We start from the raw sequence: 15,676 nt of genomic DNA, 5'->3' as shown, positions 1-15,676 counted from the left end.
GGCTCAGCCGCCCCGGGACTTCTCGCCCTCGCACGGTCGTCGGGGCGCCTCGCGTCCGGCGCGTTGTCGCGCCGGCCCGTGGGCGGCCGCCAGGTTGTGGGCCGTGTTGATCAGGCCGATGTGCGAGAAGGCCTGCGGAAAGTTGCCCAACTGCCGGCCTGCCCGCATGTCGTATTCCTCCGAGAGCAGGCCGACGTCGTTGCACAGCCCCAGCAGCCGGTCGAAGAGGGCGGCGGCATCGTGGTGCCGGCCTGCCAGCACATAGGCGTCGGCCAGCCAGAAGCTGCACGCCAGGAAGGCGCCCTCCCGCCCGCCGACGCCGTCGTCGGTGGCGTCGGTCGAATAGCGCTGCACCAAGCCGTCCTTCATGAGTGACCGCTCGACCGCCGCGATGGTGCCGGCGACGCGCGGGTCCGTGGCCGGCAGAAAGCCCACCTGCGGCATGAGCAGCAGCCCGGCGTCCAGACCCTTGCCGCCGTAGTACTGCACGAAGCTGCCCTGCTCGGGATCGAAGCCATGCGCGCAGATGTCCGCATGGATGGCGTCGCGCACCTCGCGCCAGTGCTCGACCGGTCCATCCCGGCCGTGGTGCTCCACGGCGGCGACGGCCCGGTCGAAGGCCACCCAGGCCATCAGGCGCGAATGGGTGTAGGCCTGGGGCGGCCCGCGCGTCTCCCAGATGCCCTGATCCGGTTCGCGCCAGACCTTCTCCAGGTGCACGAGCAGTGCCTTCTGCATGGCCCAGCCTTCGGCATTGGGCTGCAGTTCGGCACAACGGGCGGCATGCAGCGTGTCCATCAGCTCCCCGTAGACATCGATCTGCATCTGGCCGGCGGCACCATTGCCCACGCGCACCGGCCGGCTTCCTTCAAAGCCAGCCAGCCAGGGCAGCTCGTACTCGGGCAGCCAGCGCTCGCCGCCGATGCCATACATGATCTGCAGCTGCTGGGGCGAGCCGGCCACGGCCCGCAGCAGCCACTGGCGCCAGTGCTGCGCCTCCTCGCGATAGCCAGCATTGACCAGGGCATAGAGGGTCAGCGCCGAGTCGCGCACCCAGCAATAACGGTAGTCCCAGTTGCGGGTGCCGCCGATGGCCTCGGGCAGCGAGGTGGTGGGGGCCGCCACGATGGCGCCGGTGGGCGCATAGGTCAGCAGCTTGAGCGTGATGAGCGAGCGCACCACGGCGCCGTGCCACGCTGGCGGCATGGCGGGCAGGGTGGCACGGCCCACCCAGTCCCGCCACCAGAGCACCGTGCGTTCGAGCGACTCGTCGCGGTCCTCCACGAAGTGCGGGCGGCGGTTGGAAGGGTGATAGGCCAGCGTCATGGGCACCCGCTCGCCGGCCCGCACGGTGAATCGGGCACGGGTGCTCAGGCCATGGCCTTCCAGCGGCAGGTCGGCATGCAGTTCGATGGCGTCCGGCCCGGCCACCAGGCTCAGGCCGTAGTCCTTGCGCTGGACCCAGGGCACCGTGCAGCCGTGGGCAAAGCGCACGGTCAGGCCGAGCTGCATGTCCACTTCCCCTTCCACACCGGCCACGATGCGCACCACGTCCACGTGCGCGGGGTCTTCCTCGTTGCGCGGCATGAAGTCGGTCACCGTGACGACGCCGGTGGCCGTCTGGAAGCGCGTCTCCAGCACGGCCGAGTCGCCCACGTAGCGGCGGCTGACCTGCGCGCTGCCGTTCGCGGGCGCCACCTTCCAGCGGCCGTTGCGCTCGTCGCCCAACAGCGCCGCAAAGCACGCCGGCGAGTCGAAGCGCGGCAGGCACAGCCAGTCGATGGCGCCATCGCAACCCACGAGCGCGGCGGAGAGCATGTTGCCGATGAGGGCGTAGTCCTCGATGCGCCGAGGCGGCGCGCAGGACGCAGCGGCGTCGCCCTCGGCCACCGCAGTGCGAGGGTCCCGGGTTCGGACGTCGGCGTTCATCCGCCGTGTGCGAAGTCGGGATAGTCGGTCATGCCACCGTCCACGAAGACGGTGGTGCCCGTCATGTAGCGCGCGGCATGCGAGGCCAGCACCACCGCCATGTCGGCGATGTCCTCCGGCTCGCCCATGCGGCCGAGCGGAATCTTGCGCAGCAGGTCCGCATGGCCCTCGGGGTCTTCCCACACGTTGCGGTTGATCGGCGTCCTGATGGCGCCGGGCGCGAGGCTGAGCACACGCACACCGTGCGGCGCGGCCTCCTGTGCGAGCGTGCGGCCCATCATGGTCAGGCCGGCCTTGCTGGCACAGTAGGCGCTGTAGCCGCTCCAGGCGATGGTCTCGTGCACGCTGGTGGTGTTGAGGATGACGCCTGCCTTCTGCGGCACCATACGCCGCAGCGCGTGGTGCGCGCACAGGAACGCGCCCTTGAGGTTGGTGTCGATCACACGCCCCCAGGCCTCGGGGTCGGCGTCCCAGCCGAGGGCATGGTCGCCGTCGATACCGGCGTTGTTGACCAGCACGTCGACGCCGCCCCACTCGCGGTCGAGCGTCTCGAACATGGCGCCCACGGCCTGCGCGTCTGCAATGTCGGCATGCACCGTGATCGGCCGGCCGGCAGGCGCATGGGCGCAGGCGTCGGCCAGCGACTCCGCGGCCTCTGGCTTGGACCGGTAGTTGATGGCGACCCGGGCGCCCGCCTCGGCAAAGGCCCGCACGATGGCGGCGCCCAGACCGGAACTCCCACCGGTCACGAGCACCCGTTTCTGTTGTAGCTGAAGGTCCATGCAAATCCCCATGCGATGTGGTGCGTCAGAGGCGCCCACCGGCGCGGGACCGTCCCGCGAGCCTTTCATTGACGCACCGACTGCCGTGCCGGCGCGTCGGACTAGGCAGACAGGGCCTGAACGTCCGGATGGGTACGCGGCTGACCGGAAGCTGCCCTTCAGTGCTTGGCGACGCGCACGATCACGGCGCTCGTCAAAAGAATGCCGGTGACAAGCGCCGCGATGGCGAGCAGGCCGCCTGGGGTGACCTCCACCTTGGCGCTGAGTGCGAAGGGCCGCGTGGTGACGTTGAGCATGGCAGTCTGGGACGAAGGAGTAGCGGGCACATCAGATCCTTGATTGACACAGGCAGGCCACTCTGACCGCTTCCCGCCGCGCCGGTCGTGGCAAGAGAGCGGACGAGGATGTCGGACGGCGCTCAGGAAAGGGGCGCGGCCTGGCCTGGCCCGCAACCCTCATCGACACCGACCTACACAGCGGAGCACGGCGGCCACGCAGCATCACGCCACCAACCACCTTCACAACCATGAGACCGCAGCCATGAACACCACCACCGACTCCACCCGCAACGACGGCATCGAGCGCATCGACGTGAATTCCGACGAGGCGCTGCAGCGCTGGGAACGCAAGCTCAATGTCACCGCCGCCCAGCTGAAGGAAGCCGTCACCGCCGTCGGCGACAAGGCGCCCGACGTGGAGATGCACCTGAAGGGCACACGCGCCTCCACCAACGACGACCAGATCGACAAGGCTGGCAGCTGAGTCGGGCGCGCTTGCCGGGCGACAATGCCCCGATGGCCCAAGGCAAGCGCATCTCCACCGACATCGGCGACCACGCCCTCCATACCATCCAGGCGCTCGGCGCGGCGGCCAAGGCTGCGCGACTCGCCGCGGGCGACGGCCAGGCAGCAGCGGCGGCACGCCTCGGCGTGCATGTGCAGACCATCGGTCGCATCGAATCGGGTGAACCGGGGGTGTCGGTGGGGCACATCGTTGGGCTGCTGGCGCTCTACGGCCTCGACGTGCAAGCACAAGCTGCTGCGCCAAAACCGGTAGGCCAGGAGCACTGAACCTTGGCGTCCCGCTCCGATTCTTCTTCCGCCGCGCGCGTCCACCGTCTGCCCAATGGCGTGCGGCTGGTCGCCATTCGCATGCCGCAGGTCCAGAGCGCCAGCGTCGGCGTGTTTCTGCGCGTCGGCTCGCGCGACGAGACGCCGGCCACCAACGGCATCAGCCATGTGCTCGAGCACATGGCCTTCAAGGGCACGGCCACACGTTCCGTGCAGGCCATCAACCTCGATGCCGAGCGCCTGGGTGCCGACGTCAACGCCTTCACCGGCAAGGACAGCACGGCTTACTTCATGACCGGTCTGGGCCGACATGCCGAGCCACTGCTGCGCATGACGGCGGACATCGTGCTCAACAGCATCTTTCCCGTAGACGAACTGCAGCGCGAACTCGACGTGATCCGACAGGAGGCCATCGAGTACGACGAGGACCCGCAGGACAGTGCCGACGACCTGCTCGACCGCGCCATCTGGGGCGACGCGTCGATGGGCATGCCGGTGATCGGCACACTCGCCAACATCGAAGGCTTCACCCGCGGCGATCTTGTGCGCCATGTGCAGACGCACTACGTGGCTGACAAGACCATCGTGGCGGCCGCTGGCAACTTCGATGTCGAGGCCTGGATGGCCGCGGCCGGGCAGCTCTTCGGTGCGATGCCGTCATCGCCCGAGGCAGCGGCGGCCACGGCACCCGTGCCCGCCGCCTATGTCGGCCAGGCCCTGGCCCGGCGCTTCACCCAGGTCTCGCAGGTGTTCGTCAACATCGCCTATCCCATCGCGCCAGCAAGTGCCCAGGGCCTCGTCGCGCCGCGCTGGCGCCTCACGGCGCAACTGGCCGCCAACCTGCTCGGCAACGGCATGTCCGCGCCCTTGGCCGACACCATCCGCGAGAAGCTGGGCCTGGCCTACACGGTGGACGCCAGCATCGACAAGGGCGACATCTGGGCCAACTTCATCGTGAGCGCCGTGACCACGCCCGACAAGCTCGAAGCGCTGGTCGCGGCCACGGGCGATCTGCTGCGTGCGCATGCGGTGGCCATCGACCCCGTGCACCTGGAGCGCGCGCGCAACCAGCTGACCGTGTCGCGCGTGCGCACCGCCGAGCGCACCTACGGCACGATGGAGCAGGCGGTGGAAGAGCTGCTGGCCACCGGCGCCCTGATGCCGATGGACGACGCGCTGGCCATGATCGAGGACATCGGCGCCCACGAAGTGCGAGCCGTGTTCGAGGGCATGCTGGCGCATGCGCCGGCCGTGGCGATCACGGGCAAGGGCGTCACTGCGCGGCAGGCGAAGGCGCTGGCCGCACGGCTGGCGGGATAGCGCCGGCGCTGGCGCCGTCGCTTGATGGCGCGACGGCTATCAACTGGCTTTGATGCCGAAGCGCCGGATGATCTCCTGGTACTGCTCCGACTCCTTGCGCATGCGTTGCGCAAAAGATGCGGACGGCATGGCGACCGCGTCCGTGCCCAGCGCCTGGAGGCGCTCGCGCACCGCGGGCTGGGCCAGCGCCGCGGCCGCGGACTTCTGAAGGCGTTCCACCACCTCCACCGGCGCCTTGGCAGGCACCAGCAAGCCATACCAGGCCACGAAGTCGACATCCTTCATGAAGCCCATGGCCTCTCCGAGCGTGGGCACCTGCGCCAGAAGCGGAGAGCGCTGGGGCTGGGTCACGGCAAGCGCCTGGATCTTGCCCGCCGCGATGTGCGGCAGCACCGGCGGTGCGCCCACCAGCGCGAATGCGATCTCACCGCCCAGCAACGCGACCGTCGCGGGGCCGGCGCCTTTGTAGGGCACATGCACGATGTCCAGGCCACTCTGGGCCCGCAGCAGTTCCACCGCGACATGCATCGGCGAACCATTGCCCGGCGTGCCCACGGTGATGCCGCCCGCACGCGTGCCCGCCGCAGCGAGAGCGTCGCGCAGCGTGGCCGCGCCCAGCGAGGGCAGACAGGTGATCACGCTCGGCGACTGTGACACCAGCTCCACCGGCTTGAAATCCACCAGCGGCTGGTAGCTGGCCTTCTGCAACCAGGGCGTGATGGTCAGTTCCGGATTGCCGGCGAACAGCACCGTGTAGCCATCGGGTGCCGCCCGCGCCACGATCTCGGCACCCAGCATGCCGCCGGCACCGCCGCGGTTGTCCACCACCAGGCTTTGGCCCAGGTCCTCACCCATCGCCTTGGCGACGAGGCGCGCCACGGCGTCGATGCCGCCCCCGGCCGCGTAGGGCACGACCATGCGGATCGCCTGGTTCGGCCATGCCTGCGCGCCCGCCAGCCGAGGCAGCGCCAGCGCCGCGGGGCCGACGGCCAGGGCCGCCAGAAAATCTCGTCTTTTCATCGGTGGTCTCCGTGTTCTCTTTTTCTGTCGCGGATGCCGGCCGCTCCATCTCAGCCGGCATGCCCATGCTCAGGTTGTCGCGCCCGCGGGCACCGGGGTCGAGGTCGACGACCCCAGCATGTGCGCCCTCTCGACGCCTCCGTAGCCTTCGATCATGGCAGCCTGGTCGGCCTTGGCCTGCGCGTCCACCGCATCGGGATCGCAGATGCGACTCAGCGCGGCGCGCATGTCTGCCAGGGTGCCCGCATGCGCCGGGTCACCGGCGAGGTCGTGCAGCTCCTCGGGGTCGGTCTCCAGGTCGAAGAGTTCGGGTGCGAAGCCCACGTAGTGGTGGTACTTCCAGCGACCCAGGCGCAGCATGAAGCCTGCCGAGTTACTGCCCGCCGCGTGGTACTCGGACAGCACAGGCCGCTCGGGCTGCGCAGGCGAGCGGGCGATGTCCAAGAGCGAGCGGCCGGGCCGCTCGCCCATCTCGGGCGCCGGATCGATGCCAGCCGACTCCAGGATGGTGGGAAACAGGTCGAGCAGGTCCACCGGCGTGCGGCACACACCCGGCGTCACGCCAGGACCGGCCAGTAGCATGGGCACCTTCACGCTTTCCTCGTAGAGCGTGCTCTTGCCCCATACGCCCCGCGCGCCCAGGTTGTCGCCATGGTCCGAGGTGTAGACGACCTGGGTGTTGCCGCCCAGCCCGCTGTCGCCGATCGCGCCGAGGATCTGCCCCACGTTATGGTCCAGCCAGGAGACGAGGCCGTAGTAGGCGGCGAAGGCGCGGCGGCGCTCGTCGGCGTCCTGGAACTTCTCTTCGGAGCCCATGAAGTCGCAATACTCCTGCACCCACGGATGGCGCTCGTAGCCCGTGCCGGGATGCAGCTTGGGCTCGCCCAGGCTGTCCAGCGGATAGAGGTCGTAGAAGGCCTGCGGCACCACGAGTGGAAAGTGAGGTGCGACCAGGCCCACGTACAGGACGAAGGGTTCGTCGGGCCGATTGCCCGCGTCGCGCAACCACTCCACCGTGCGCGCCGTCACCGAGCGGTCGTACTGCGTGTACGAGGATTCACCGGGGCCGATGCGCTCACCCAGCATGCGGGGGCCATCGGGTCGCGGCCGGTAGGGATTGCGGATGGACGCCCACACCATGCCATGGCCGCCCACCACGTGCATCGGCAGGTGCTCGGCGTCGAAGCCGGCCGGGTCTTCCTCGCTGCGGTAGTGAAGCTTGCCGATGCTTTCCACCCGCACGCCATGGTCCTGCAGCACATGGCCCCAGCCACGCTGGCGGCCGGTGTAGGGCATGGCGTTGTCCCACAGGCGCAGCTGGTGCACCCGCAGGCCGGTGGCAAAGGCGGCGCGCGCCGGCACGCAGATCGGGCTGGGTGTATAGGCGTCGGTGAAGCGCTGGCCGCGCGCCGCCAGGGCGTCGAGGTGGGGCGTCTTGACGAAAGGATGTCCAGAGCAGCCCATGATGCGGGGGTCGTGCTCGTCGGACATGATGACGACGAGGTTGCGTCGGCTCATGGCGGTTGTCTCCGTATCGATGCGCCCTTCATGCTCGGGGCGCGGCAACGCCACTGTGCAACCGCGCCGGGCGCTGCGTCCAATACCGTCTATGGGCAGGCAGCCTTCGTTTTTTCTTATGACTCGGTGTGCGTCGCCGGCGCCGCGCGCAACCGGCGACCTGGCAGCCGCCCTTGCGCGATGAGGCCGTGCACCACCTCGACGACCAGGTCGCGGACCGCCACCTCGGCGAGCCCCGGCGCCGGACTCTCGGGCCAGGCCACCGCCTGCACGCGGGCCAGATCCCCGCCGCGGATCGGACGGCCCTGCACCTCGCCGAGCGCCACCGCATCGACGCAGGCACTGGGAGGCATGATCGCGAAGGCCAGGCCCTCGCGGACCACCGCCATCAACATGGGCGGGCTGTTCAGTTCGTGGCGCACATCCAGCCGCAGGCCCTGCTGGGTGGCGGCGCGTTCGATGATCTTGCGCAGGTCATGCGCGCCGTCGGGCTCGGCCAGCGGCAGGCTGGCCACGCGGGCGAAGGAGGGCACAGCCGGTAGCGCCTGCATCGCCGCAACCGCGCCATAGAGCATGAATCGCTCCTCATAGAGCGGCAGCGAGGCGATGCCCTGCAATTCCGAGGCACCCGGCATCACGGCAAGGTGGACGCGGCCGGATTCGAGCCGCATGCGCACCTCGGACGACAGCCCCTCGCTCACCTCCAGCGACACCCCAGGATGCCGTTGCCGCACCAGCCGCAGCAGGGGCGCCACCACCACCGCCGCCAGCGACCCCGCCATGGCGAGCCGGACCACGCCCTGGATGCGCGCCTCGCTGCCCGCCACTTGCGCAGGCAGGGTGTCCAGCCGTGCGAGGAGTTCGAGGGCCTCGGTCAACAGGCGCTCGCCGGCCGCCGACAGGTCCACGCCCCGGGCATGCCGCTCGAACAGGCGCACGCCCATCAGCTCCTCGAGCGCGGCGATGTTCTGGCTCAACGCCGGCTGTGCGATGGCCAGTTGCGCCGCGGCCCGCGAGAAGCTGCGGCCTTGCGCGATGGCGACGAAGTAGCGCAGCTGCCGCACCGTGAGTTTCATGCCGGCAGTATCCAGGCGCCGGAAGCACGCCACCATGCGGCCATCCCTGGGAAGGCCGCATGCTGTCTCGCTACTCCGCCGGATCGAAGCCCGCGAGCCGGTAGGCGCCTTGCGGATGCGAGGTGTCGCCGGCAAAGCCGCGGCGCACGAGCTCGGTGATGTAGAGCTCGTCCCACTCCAGGTTGGCCAGATTCACTTCGGTGCCCAGCTCCTTGACCAGCAGGCTGCAGATCTTGTGCTTGTAGTCGCGCGAGACCCCGGGAATGATCACCACCGGCAGCTCGTAGATCAGCTTGGTGGGCGGAAAGCGCCGCGCCAACTCGGCGATGAGGGCGAGCCGCACCTCGGTGCCCGCGAACAGCTCCGAGGCCTCCAGGAAGACCCAGTCGGCCCCCGCATCGAGGCAATTGGCCACGTCCTGCACCAGCGAGGCATCGTCCATCGAGCCTTCCTTGCGGCCGACCTCGCCGAACACCGTCAGCCCCTTCGACTTGGCCAGCGCAATGGCCGCGGCCTTGTCGCGCGCCTCCAGCTTGAGCAGGTTGTCCGAGACCTCGATGCCGGTGAAGCCGGTCTGCACCACCTCGTCGACGAAGCGGTCGTAGCGGCCCATCTTCAGCGCCAGCTCGGCAAACAGGCCGCCCGGCGAGGTCGAGATGCCCGCTGCCTTGTAGCTGGCGAGCTTGGCATGCAGCAGATCCCGCGGCATGAAGCGGGCGATGCCGGCCGCGATCTTGGCGAAGTCGATGAACTCGCCGGCCGATTCGACGGTGTCGTTCTGCCGGGCCAGCCCCATGCCCCAGTCGATCATCATGGTCAGGCCGAGCGTGCGCGGCTTGGTCTGGCGCTCTGGGATAGGGAAGTCGGGGAATGCGGGTTCGTACATGGATGCGTCTCCTTCGATGGATCGTTCGGTCAGTCGAGGGCCAGGTTGGCCTTCTTGGCGAGTTCGTCCCAGCGCTGCTGGTCCTTCTGGACGAACTGAGTGGCTTCCGCGCCGCTCGCCGTGTCGGGCGCGATGCCCACCGTGGCGAAGCCCTTGGCGACTTCCGGGTCCTTCAGTGCCTGGTTGATGGCGCCGTTGAGCTTGGCAATGCGCTCGGCCGGCGTGCCCCTGGGTACCGCCACCATGAACCACTGCGTGGCCTCGAAGCCGGGCAGGCCCGCCTCCTGCATCGTCGGCACATCGGGCAGGCTGGGCGAGCGAGTGGCCGTCGTCACCGCATAGGCGTGCAGCTTGCCGGCCTTGACGTGCGGCAGCACCGCGGTGATGCCCAGCACGGCGAGCGGCACCTGCCCGCCCACCACGTCGGTCACCGCCTGGGTGCCGCCCTTGTAGGGCACATGCGTGATCGCGGTGCCCGCGAGCTGGTTGAACAGCTCTCCGGCCAGGTGCTGCGCCGTGCCGTTGCCCGACGACGCATAGGCGAAGTCGTTGGGCTTGGCCTTGGCGGCGCCGATCAGGTCCTTGACCGTCGGCGGCAGCGGCTTGGCCATGGTCCCCACGAGCACGGCCGGGCCCTTGCCCAGCATGGCCACGCCGGTGAGTTCCTTGCCCACCTGCGGCACGGGCAGCCGCATCAACACGGGGCCGGGCACGGTGATGAGGGTGTAGCCGTCGGCCGGCGCCTTGACGGCCGCCTGCAGCGCGATGGCGCCCGACGCTCCCGCCCGGTTGTCGACCACCACCGGCTGGCCGAGCGTCTGCTCGATGCGGCGGGCGATCAGCCGGGTGGCCGAGTCGGCGCTGCCGCCGGCCGGCCAGCCCACGATCCAGTTGATGGACTTCTCGGGAAACGCTCCGCCCTGTGCATGCGCCATGACGGCGGCGCCGAGCAGAACGGTGGTCGAGAGCAGGGGGCGCAGGACGCGCAGCGCGCGGGGAAGTGCGTGGTTCATGGGGGCGGGTTCCAAGAGGGGAGAGATTGGGGGAAGGTGGATCGCCGGCCCGTCAGGCCGGGTCGGGCGCGCCCGGCCGCGTGTTGGGCGAGCGCTCGCAGCTGTCGTTGAAGGCCTTGATCATCTTGAGCACCGGCCCGAGCACCCAGGTGTTGAACACCAGCACGTCGGTCTCTTCCTTGGGGTCGCGGGTCAGGTTGAAGAGGTACGGCGACTCCAGCTTGCCCTGGCCCTGGTTGACCTCGGGCTCCCAATAGAAGTGCAACTTCCAGTCGCGCCACTTGACGGCTCGCATCTCCTGCTTGATGTAGAAGATGAAGCCCTCGCGCGCCGACTTCTCCGTCTCGCCAAAGAGAAAGGCCCGTTGGTCCACGCCGTCGATGGGGCGGTCTGCCGGCACCTCGCCTTCGCCCACCGCGGCCAGCGTGGTGAAGAGATCCGTGACATGGACGACCTCGTTGCTCACGCGGCCGGCCGGCACCCGGCCCGGCCAGCGGGCGATGAAGGGCACGCGCAGGCTGCCCTCCATGGCCGTGTGGTACGTGCCACGCCACGGACCGGCCGTGCCACGGTAGGGCGCGCGGAACTCGGGGCCGTTGTCGCTGCAGAAGATGAACAGCGTGTCCTGCGCGATGCCCAGGCGCTCGACTTCGTCCACGATCTGGCCCACGCGGTGGTCCATCTCCACCATCGAATCGGCGAAGTCGCCGTTGCCCGTGCGGCCGGCGAAGTCCTTGTGGGGCAGCGTCGGAAAGTGCAGGTGCACCAGCGGCAGGTACAGAAAGAAGGGCGTGCCGCGGCCCACCTCGCGCTGCATGAAGGCCACGGAGCGGTCCACCAGCTCTTCGTCGATGCCGCGGCGCGAGTCCAGGTCATAGAGCTTGACCTGGCGCGAGGGCTCGCCGCGGCGGCCTTCCATGATGTACGGCAGGTCGACCACGCTGGGGTCGAAGCCCACCGTCGAGGTGAACTGGCTTTCGTCCGTGGTGCGCGGAATGCCGTACCACTCGTCGAAGCCGCGGTCCGAGGGATACCGGCCCTCGATGTCCCCCAGATGCCATTTGCCGAAGTGCGCCGCGGCATAGCCCGCCTGCGACAGCACCTGGGCCAGCGTCACCTCCCAGCGCGTCAGCCCCTGCGGCAGGCCGGGCGGCACCGACTGCAGGCAGCCGGTGCGGATCGGGTGCCGGCCCGACATGAGCGCCGAGCGGGTCGGCACGCAGTCGCTTTCGACATTGAAGTTGTGCAGCAGCGTGCCTTCGCGCGCCAGCTGATCGATGCGCGGGGTGGGGGCGCCGCGCAGCGCGCCGCCACCGTAGCAGCCGAGTTCTCCCCAGCCGAGGTTGTCGGCGACGATGAGGACGATGTTGGGTTGGGCCATTGAGCGTTCCGTGAAAGCGTGGTCGCTCATTCCAATGCCAGCCGCACGCCTGCTGGATGCCCGGGCGGGCGCGCTTTCATGCCCGCCAGGGCATAGCTGGGGAAAGCAGGGGGGCCGTCAGCCCGCGTCCGGCGGCCTGCGCGCGGCCAGCCGGTCGCGGAACTCCGTCATCAGCGGCGACCAGTGGGCCGTGGGGCGCGACAGCAGCGTCAGCACCCGGTGCATCTCCAGGGCCGGCAGCGGCAGCGGCATCACCCGGCCCAGCCAGCTGCGCAGCACACCGGCCGGCGCCATGGCCAGCAGGTCGGTGGTGCTCACCATGCCCATGGCTGCATCGGAGGTGTAGTCGGCCTCCACGGCCACCTGTGGCAGCGCCGCGCCTTCGCGCTCGAACACCTGGAACAGGTGGCGCCGCGCAGCACTGTGCTGGGGCGCCATCACCCAGGCGTAAAGCTCCAGGCTGTGCAGGCTGAGCGACGGCACCTGAAATAACGGGTGGCCTTGCCGCGCCACGACCTGCACACGGTCCTGAGCCAGGTCGAGGCGCTGGGAGCGCAGCGTCTGGCCGGCGTAGGCGGGCACCAGCGCCAGATCCAGCGCGCCCTGTTCGACCGCCGAGTCGAGGGCATCGGACTTGCCGATGACCAGCCGAAGCCTCATTCCGGGGCGCCGGCGCACCAGGTCGGACAGCACGGGCACGGCCGGGTTCTCGCTAGAAGCGCCGGTGATGCCCACGCGCAGCAGGCCCGCATGACGCGCCCGCAGGTCGCCTGCGATGCGCTCCAGGTCGAAGCGCTGGGCATCGAAGCGCCGCGCCGACTCATGGAAGAGTTCGCCATCCGCCGTCAGCCGCGCGCCATGGATGCCGCGCTCCAGCAGCGGCACGCCCGCGAATTGCTCCATCCGCCGGACCGCCTTGGAGACCGACGGCTGCGTGATGCCCAGCACATCGGCCGCACGGCTCACGCTGCCGCATCGCACGACTTCGAGGAAGGCACTGAGGTCGGAGAGGGAGACGGTCATTGGGGGAGCTTAACGAGCGGGTGTCGGCATTGCCGACAGCGCCGGTTGCCGGCGTCACCCACGAAGGCGCCGTCGTCATTCTGGCCGGCGTCGCCCGAGCCATCAGGTCGCGCGCAACGGCGAGGGAAATGCAGCGCTTCACTGAGAGGCACTCGCGCCCGAAGGCTTGATTTGTTCGGCGGCTGCTTTGCAGCGGTACCGTCGGTCGTCGGCAAGCACCTAGATCGCGGTGTCGGAATCAATCAGGTTATTGGGCCAACGCGACACACAGAGCCACGAACCTTGGGGAGACGTATGAACCGTAGATCGAGTTTGGCCTGACCGCTCAGCCTTCTCCGGTACGATTCTTGGCGGAGGGGAAAATATGTCTCGAGCGTCAGCGCCGCTAGTCGCATTTGCGTACTTGGCAGAAACAGCCCGCGATAGCGGGCACAACCTTGACCTCATTTCAGCTCTGGCTCCGCTCTTAGGCGTAGTTTCTGCTGCTCACGATGGCGAGTCTTTCCAGGCAGCTCTGTTGGCTCGGGAGCTGCGAGAGAGATTTGGTCTACGCGTAAACCCGTACGCAGTTGAGCAATGGATCCCGCAACTGAAGGCTGCTGGGATTGTCAAGTCGACGACATTGACCGCACCGAAAGGTCAGCGATCGGTGCAGCAACTTACCTTCTCAAGACCAGCGGAAGCGACAGACAAAGTCGACGAGCGTAATGTCGAGGCAGTGGTAAATCGGTTCCTTGACTTTGCAAGGCCTCGACTAGCGAAGGTCGGCCAAGACATCCCCGATTCAGAGTTAGAAGCATGCTTTTTTCGTGAGATCGCCGATCTCGACTTTTTGGCTGCCGTGTTTAGGACCAACAAACCCGTGCGCGGTCCAAGAACCCTCACGCTAAATTCAAGCACCACGCCGCAGTTCGGCACTACGGACGATCTGGCGACGGCCGCAGATTTGGACGTCCTTTGTGCTGCATTTTTCCTCCATATGGCTGAGGAGGAGGTATCCACCTTCAATCTGATCGTACAGATCGCAAGCGGTGCTGTGATCTCTGAGGTATTGTTTGATGTGGGGAACCCTCAAACGAATACGTCATTCGACAGACAACGAATTGTGCTGGACGGGCCCATATGCATCAAGGCACTAGGGCTCAATTCCAAAGAAGATGAAGAACACACGGTCGAACTTCTAGAGTCTCTGACGTTCAGAGGTGCAACATTGGCGGTGTTCGAGCACACGATTGACGAGATAAAGTCTCTATTAGAAGCAGCACTTCGCGGCTCACAGGAGCCTTGGGGGTACGGCCCAACTGTCCGTCGGATTAGATCCGATAGACATGCAGAGGTCGTTGCACGGGCCGTGCTCGCAGATGTCGAGAGCGCCCTTCGAGCATTGAATGTCAACCTTGTACTTTCCAATCCGACCACAAGCGCTGCTTGGGCGTTGCTTCCCCAAAGTCAAGAGGAGCAGATCGGCGCGAGACTTGCATGGTACGAGAACCCCGCCTCGCGTGATCGCGACGCCGCCTCTCTCGCTGCTACTTATCGTCTTCGCGGCGGGCTGCGGAGTTCTCCCAAGCAAGTTCACGAGGCGAGGTACATCTTCCTCACCGAGAACTCCCGACTGGTTGATGTTGCCTATTCGTTCTTCTCTCGCGACCCCGATGCCCCGATCGCCGTAACAGACCGGTATCTAGCTGGCTATCTTTTCGTCATGTGCGGTGGATCAGACGACATCACGGGGTTGTTGAAGAAGCGCGTTCTCGCGAACTGCGCGAACGCCGTAGCACCGCGGACTGAATTAGTGCAACGGATGGCTCAGTTTCTGAGTGGGTTAGATGAGAGCCGGCGCAAAAAGTACGCCGCGATGATGACAGATGGAAGGGCTGCACGGTACCTGACGGAAATAACCTTTGGCAACGTTGGGTACTTGCAGGCGGACAATTTTGAGGACGTGCTTGAAGATATCTATGACGAGGCATTCGTCGAGCGAAGTCGAGCGCTCGCCGAACAGCGGGCTGCGTTAGAGCAAGAACGTGCTGCAATGCTCGCTGCAGCTTCTGCTGATCACGATATTCACATTGCGAGTGTTCGCGAGGAGCGTGAGAAAGCAGTGCAGGAAGTGGAGCGGCAAATTGAAGCGTTGGCAAGGGTGCAAGAGGATAGACAGCAGGCCCAAACCGCGCTCCTTCTTGCGCAGGGGCAGCTGAATAATGCTATTAAAAAGGCAGGTCGGGATGCGCGGGAGTACGGCAAGCTGGTCGCGTGGGGGCTTTACGCGACCTACGTGTTGGCCGCTGTGGCCTTAGCTTGGCTCGGGGACTTTATTTCCCAGAGCAGTGGGTATCGTCCCCTTTACTATCTCGGCTCTGGATTGCTAGTGCTGTTGGCGCTCCATCAAATGCCCCAGCTTCTAATTGAAGGTCCCAAGTTGGGGTTTGTGCGTAGGAGATACAAGCAACTCGTAGTTCAAAGAGGACTAAGCGACAGTGCACACAAGTTCCGTTTTGACCCGGCGACAGGACAAGTGGAGTTGAGTAGTAGCGACCCCGAGCGCGCTAAAGCGTAGAGGTGGCGGTAGGACTGCGTTCAGCCATACAAGATAGCCCGCCTCGCGTCTGGGTCAACGTCGCATATCTGCGACAGCGGTATTTCGGGCGCACAAGC

14 protein-coding genes are annotated in these 15,676 nt (G+C 67.3%); 4 read left to right on the top strand and 10 right to left on the bottom strand.

Annotation, left to right across the window (positions count from 1 at the left end; genetic code table 11):
• Positions 1–3 precede the first annotated feature (3 nt).
• The 3 genes from BXA03_RS08965 to BXA03_RS27005 form a co-directional block, all read right to left on the bottom strand.
• Positions 4–1,818 (bottom strand): glycoside hydrolase family 15 protein, encoded by a 1,815-nt coding sequence (locus BXA03_RS08965; protein WP_076506762.1) that lies wholly within the window; start codon positions 1,816–1,818, stop codon positions 4–6.
• Between the two features lie 107 nt (positions 1,819–1,925).
• Positions 1,926–2,711: a 3-oxoacyl-ACP reductase FabG gene (gene fabG / locus BXA03_RS08960; RefSeq protein WP_076506337.1), complete on the bottom strand. Its 786-nt coding sequence runs from the start codon at positions 2,709–2,711 to the stop codon at positions 1,926–1,928.
• 158 nt (positions 2,712–2,869) lie between these two features.
• Entirely contained in the window at positions 2,870–3,007 is a 138-nt protein-coding gene (locus BXA03_RS27005) for a hypothetical protein (RefSeq protein WP_200803356.1), read from the bottom strand.
• Positions 3,008–3,251: 244 nt separating this feature from the next.
• On the opposite strand from BXA03_RS27005, the gene BXA03_RS08955 reads away from it, so the two are divergent.
• The 3 genes from BXA03_RS08955 (at position 3,252) to BXA03_RS08945 (ending at position 5,101) form a co-directional block, all read left to right on the top strand.
• Positions 3,252–3,473, top strand: coding sequence for a DUF3606 domain-containing protein (locus tag BXA03_RS08955; protein ID WP_076506334.1), 222 nt, complete (start codon positions 3,252–3,254; stop codon positions 3,471–3,473).
• Between the two features lie 32 nt (positions 3,474–3,505).
• Positions 3,506–3,781: a helix-turn-helix domain-containing protein gene (locus BXA03_RS08950; protein WP_076506332.1), complete on the top strand. Its 276-nt coding sequence runs from the start codon at positions 3,506–3,508 to the stop codon at positions 3,779–3,781.
• A gap of 81 nt (positions 3,782–3,862) precedes the next feature.
• Positions 3,863–5,101: a M16 family metallopeptidase gene (locus BXA03_RS08945; RefSeq protein ID WP_076506759.1), complete on the top strand. Its 1,239-nt coding sequence runs from the start codon at positions 3,863–3,865 to the stop codon at positions 5,099–5,101.
• A 39-nt stretch (positions 5,102–5,140) separates the two neighbouring features.
• On the opposite strand, the gene BXA03_RS08940 is transcribed toward BXA03_RS08945, so the two are convergent.
• The 7 genes from BXA03_RS08940 to BXA03_RS08910 all read right to left on the bottom strand — a co-directional run bounded on the left by BXA03_RS08940 (position 5,141) and on the right by BXA03_RS08910 (position 13,018).
• Positions 5,141–6,121: a Bug family tripartite tricarboxylate transporter substrate binding protein gene (locus tag BXA03_RS08940; RefSeq protein WP_076506330.1), complete on the bottom strand. Its 981-nt coding sequence runs from the start codon at positions 6,119–6,121 to the stop codon at positions 5,141–5,143.
• Between the two features lie 69 nt (positions 6,122–6,190).
• Complete coding sequence (locus tag BXA03_RS08935; protein ID WP_076506328.1) at positions 6,191–7,639, bottom strand: sulfatase-like hydrolase/transferase; 1,449 nt, start codon at positions 7,637–7,639, stop codon at positions 6,191–6,193.
• Between the two features lie 116 nt (positions 7,640–7,755).
• Positions 7,756–8,715, bottom strand: coding sequence for a LysR family transcriptional regulator (locus tag BXA03_RS08930; RefSeq protein ID WP_076506756.1), 960 nt, complete (start codon positions 8,713–8,715; stop codon positions 7,756–7,758).
• A 70-nt stretch (positions 8,716–8,785) separates the two neighbouring features.
• On the bottom strand, positions 8,786–9,601 hold the full coding sequence (locus BXA03_RS08925) for a phosphosulfolactate synthase (protein WP_076506326.1): 816 nt from the start codon (positions 9,599–9,601) through the stop codon (positions 8,786–8,788).
• Positions 9,602–9,630: 29 nt separating this feature from the next.
• Entirely contained in the window at positions 9,631–10,614 is a 984-nt protein-coding gene (locus tag BXA03_RS08920; RefSeq protein WP_076506324.1) for a Bug family tripartite tricarboxylate transporter substrate binding protein, read from the bottom strand.
• Between the two features lie 52 nt (positions 10,615–10,666).
• Positions 10,667–11,995 (bottom strand): arylsulfatase, encoded by a 1,329-nt coding sequence (locus BXA03_RS08915; protein ID WP_076506322.1) that lies wholly within the window; start codon positions 11,993–11,995, stop codon positions 10,667–10,669.
• A 117-nt stretch (positions 11,996–12,112) separates the two neighbouring features.
• Complete coding sequence (locus tag BXA03_RS08910; RefSeq protein ID WP_076506320.1) at positions 12,113–13,018, bottom strand: LysR family transcriptional regulator; 906 nt, start codon at positions 13,016–13,018, stop codon at positions 12,113–12,115.
• Positions 13,019–13,421: 403 nt separating this feature from the next.
• On the opposite strand from BXA03_RS08910, the gene BXA03_RS26530 reads away from it, so the two are divergent.
• Positions 13,422–15,578 (top strand): hypothetical protein, encoded by a 2,157-nt coding sequence (locus tag BXA03_RS26530; RefSeq protein ID WP_143476252.1) that lies wholly within the window; start codon positions 13,422–13,424, stop codon positions 15,576–15,578.
• Positions 15,579–15,676 lie beyond the last annotated feature (98 nt).

Source organism: Pseudacidovorax sp. RU35E, assembly GCF_900156165.1.
In the GTDB taxonomy this organism is placed as follows: domain Bacteria; phylum Pseudomonadota; class Gammaproteobacteria; order Burkholderiales; family Burkholderiaceae_C; genus Xenophilus.
The sequence above is the reverse complement of the archived record's forward strand: the minus strand, read 5'-3'. Positions and strand labels throughout refer to the sequence as shown.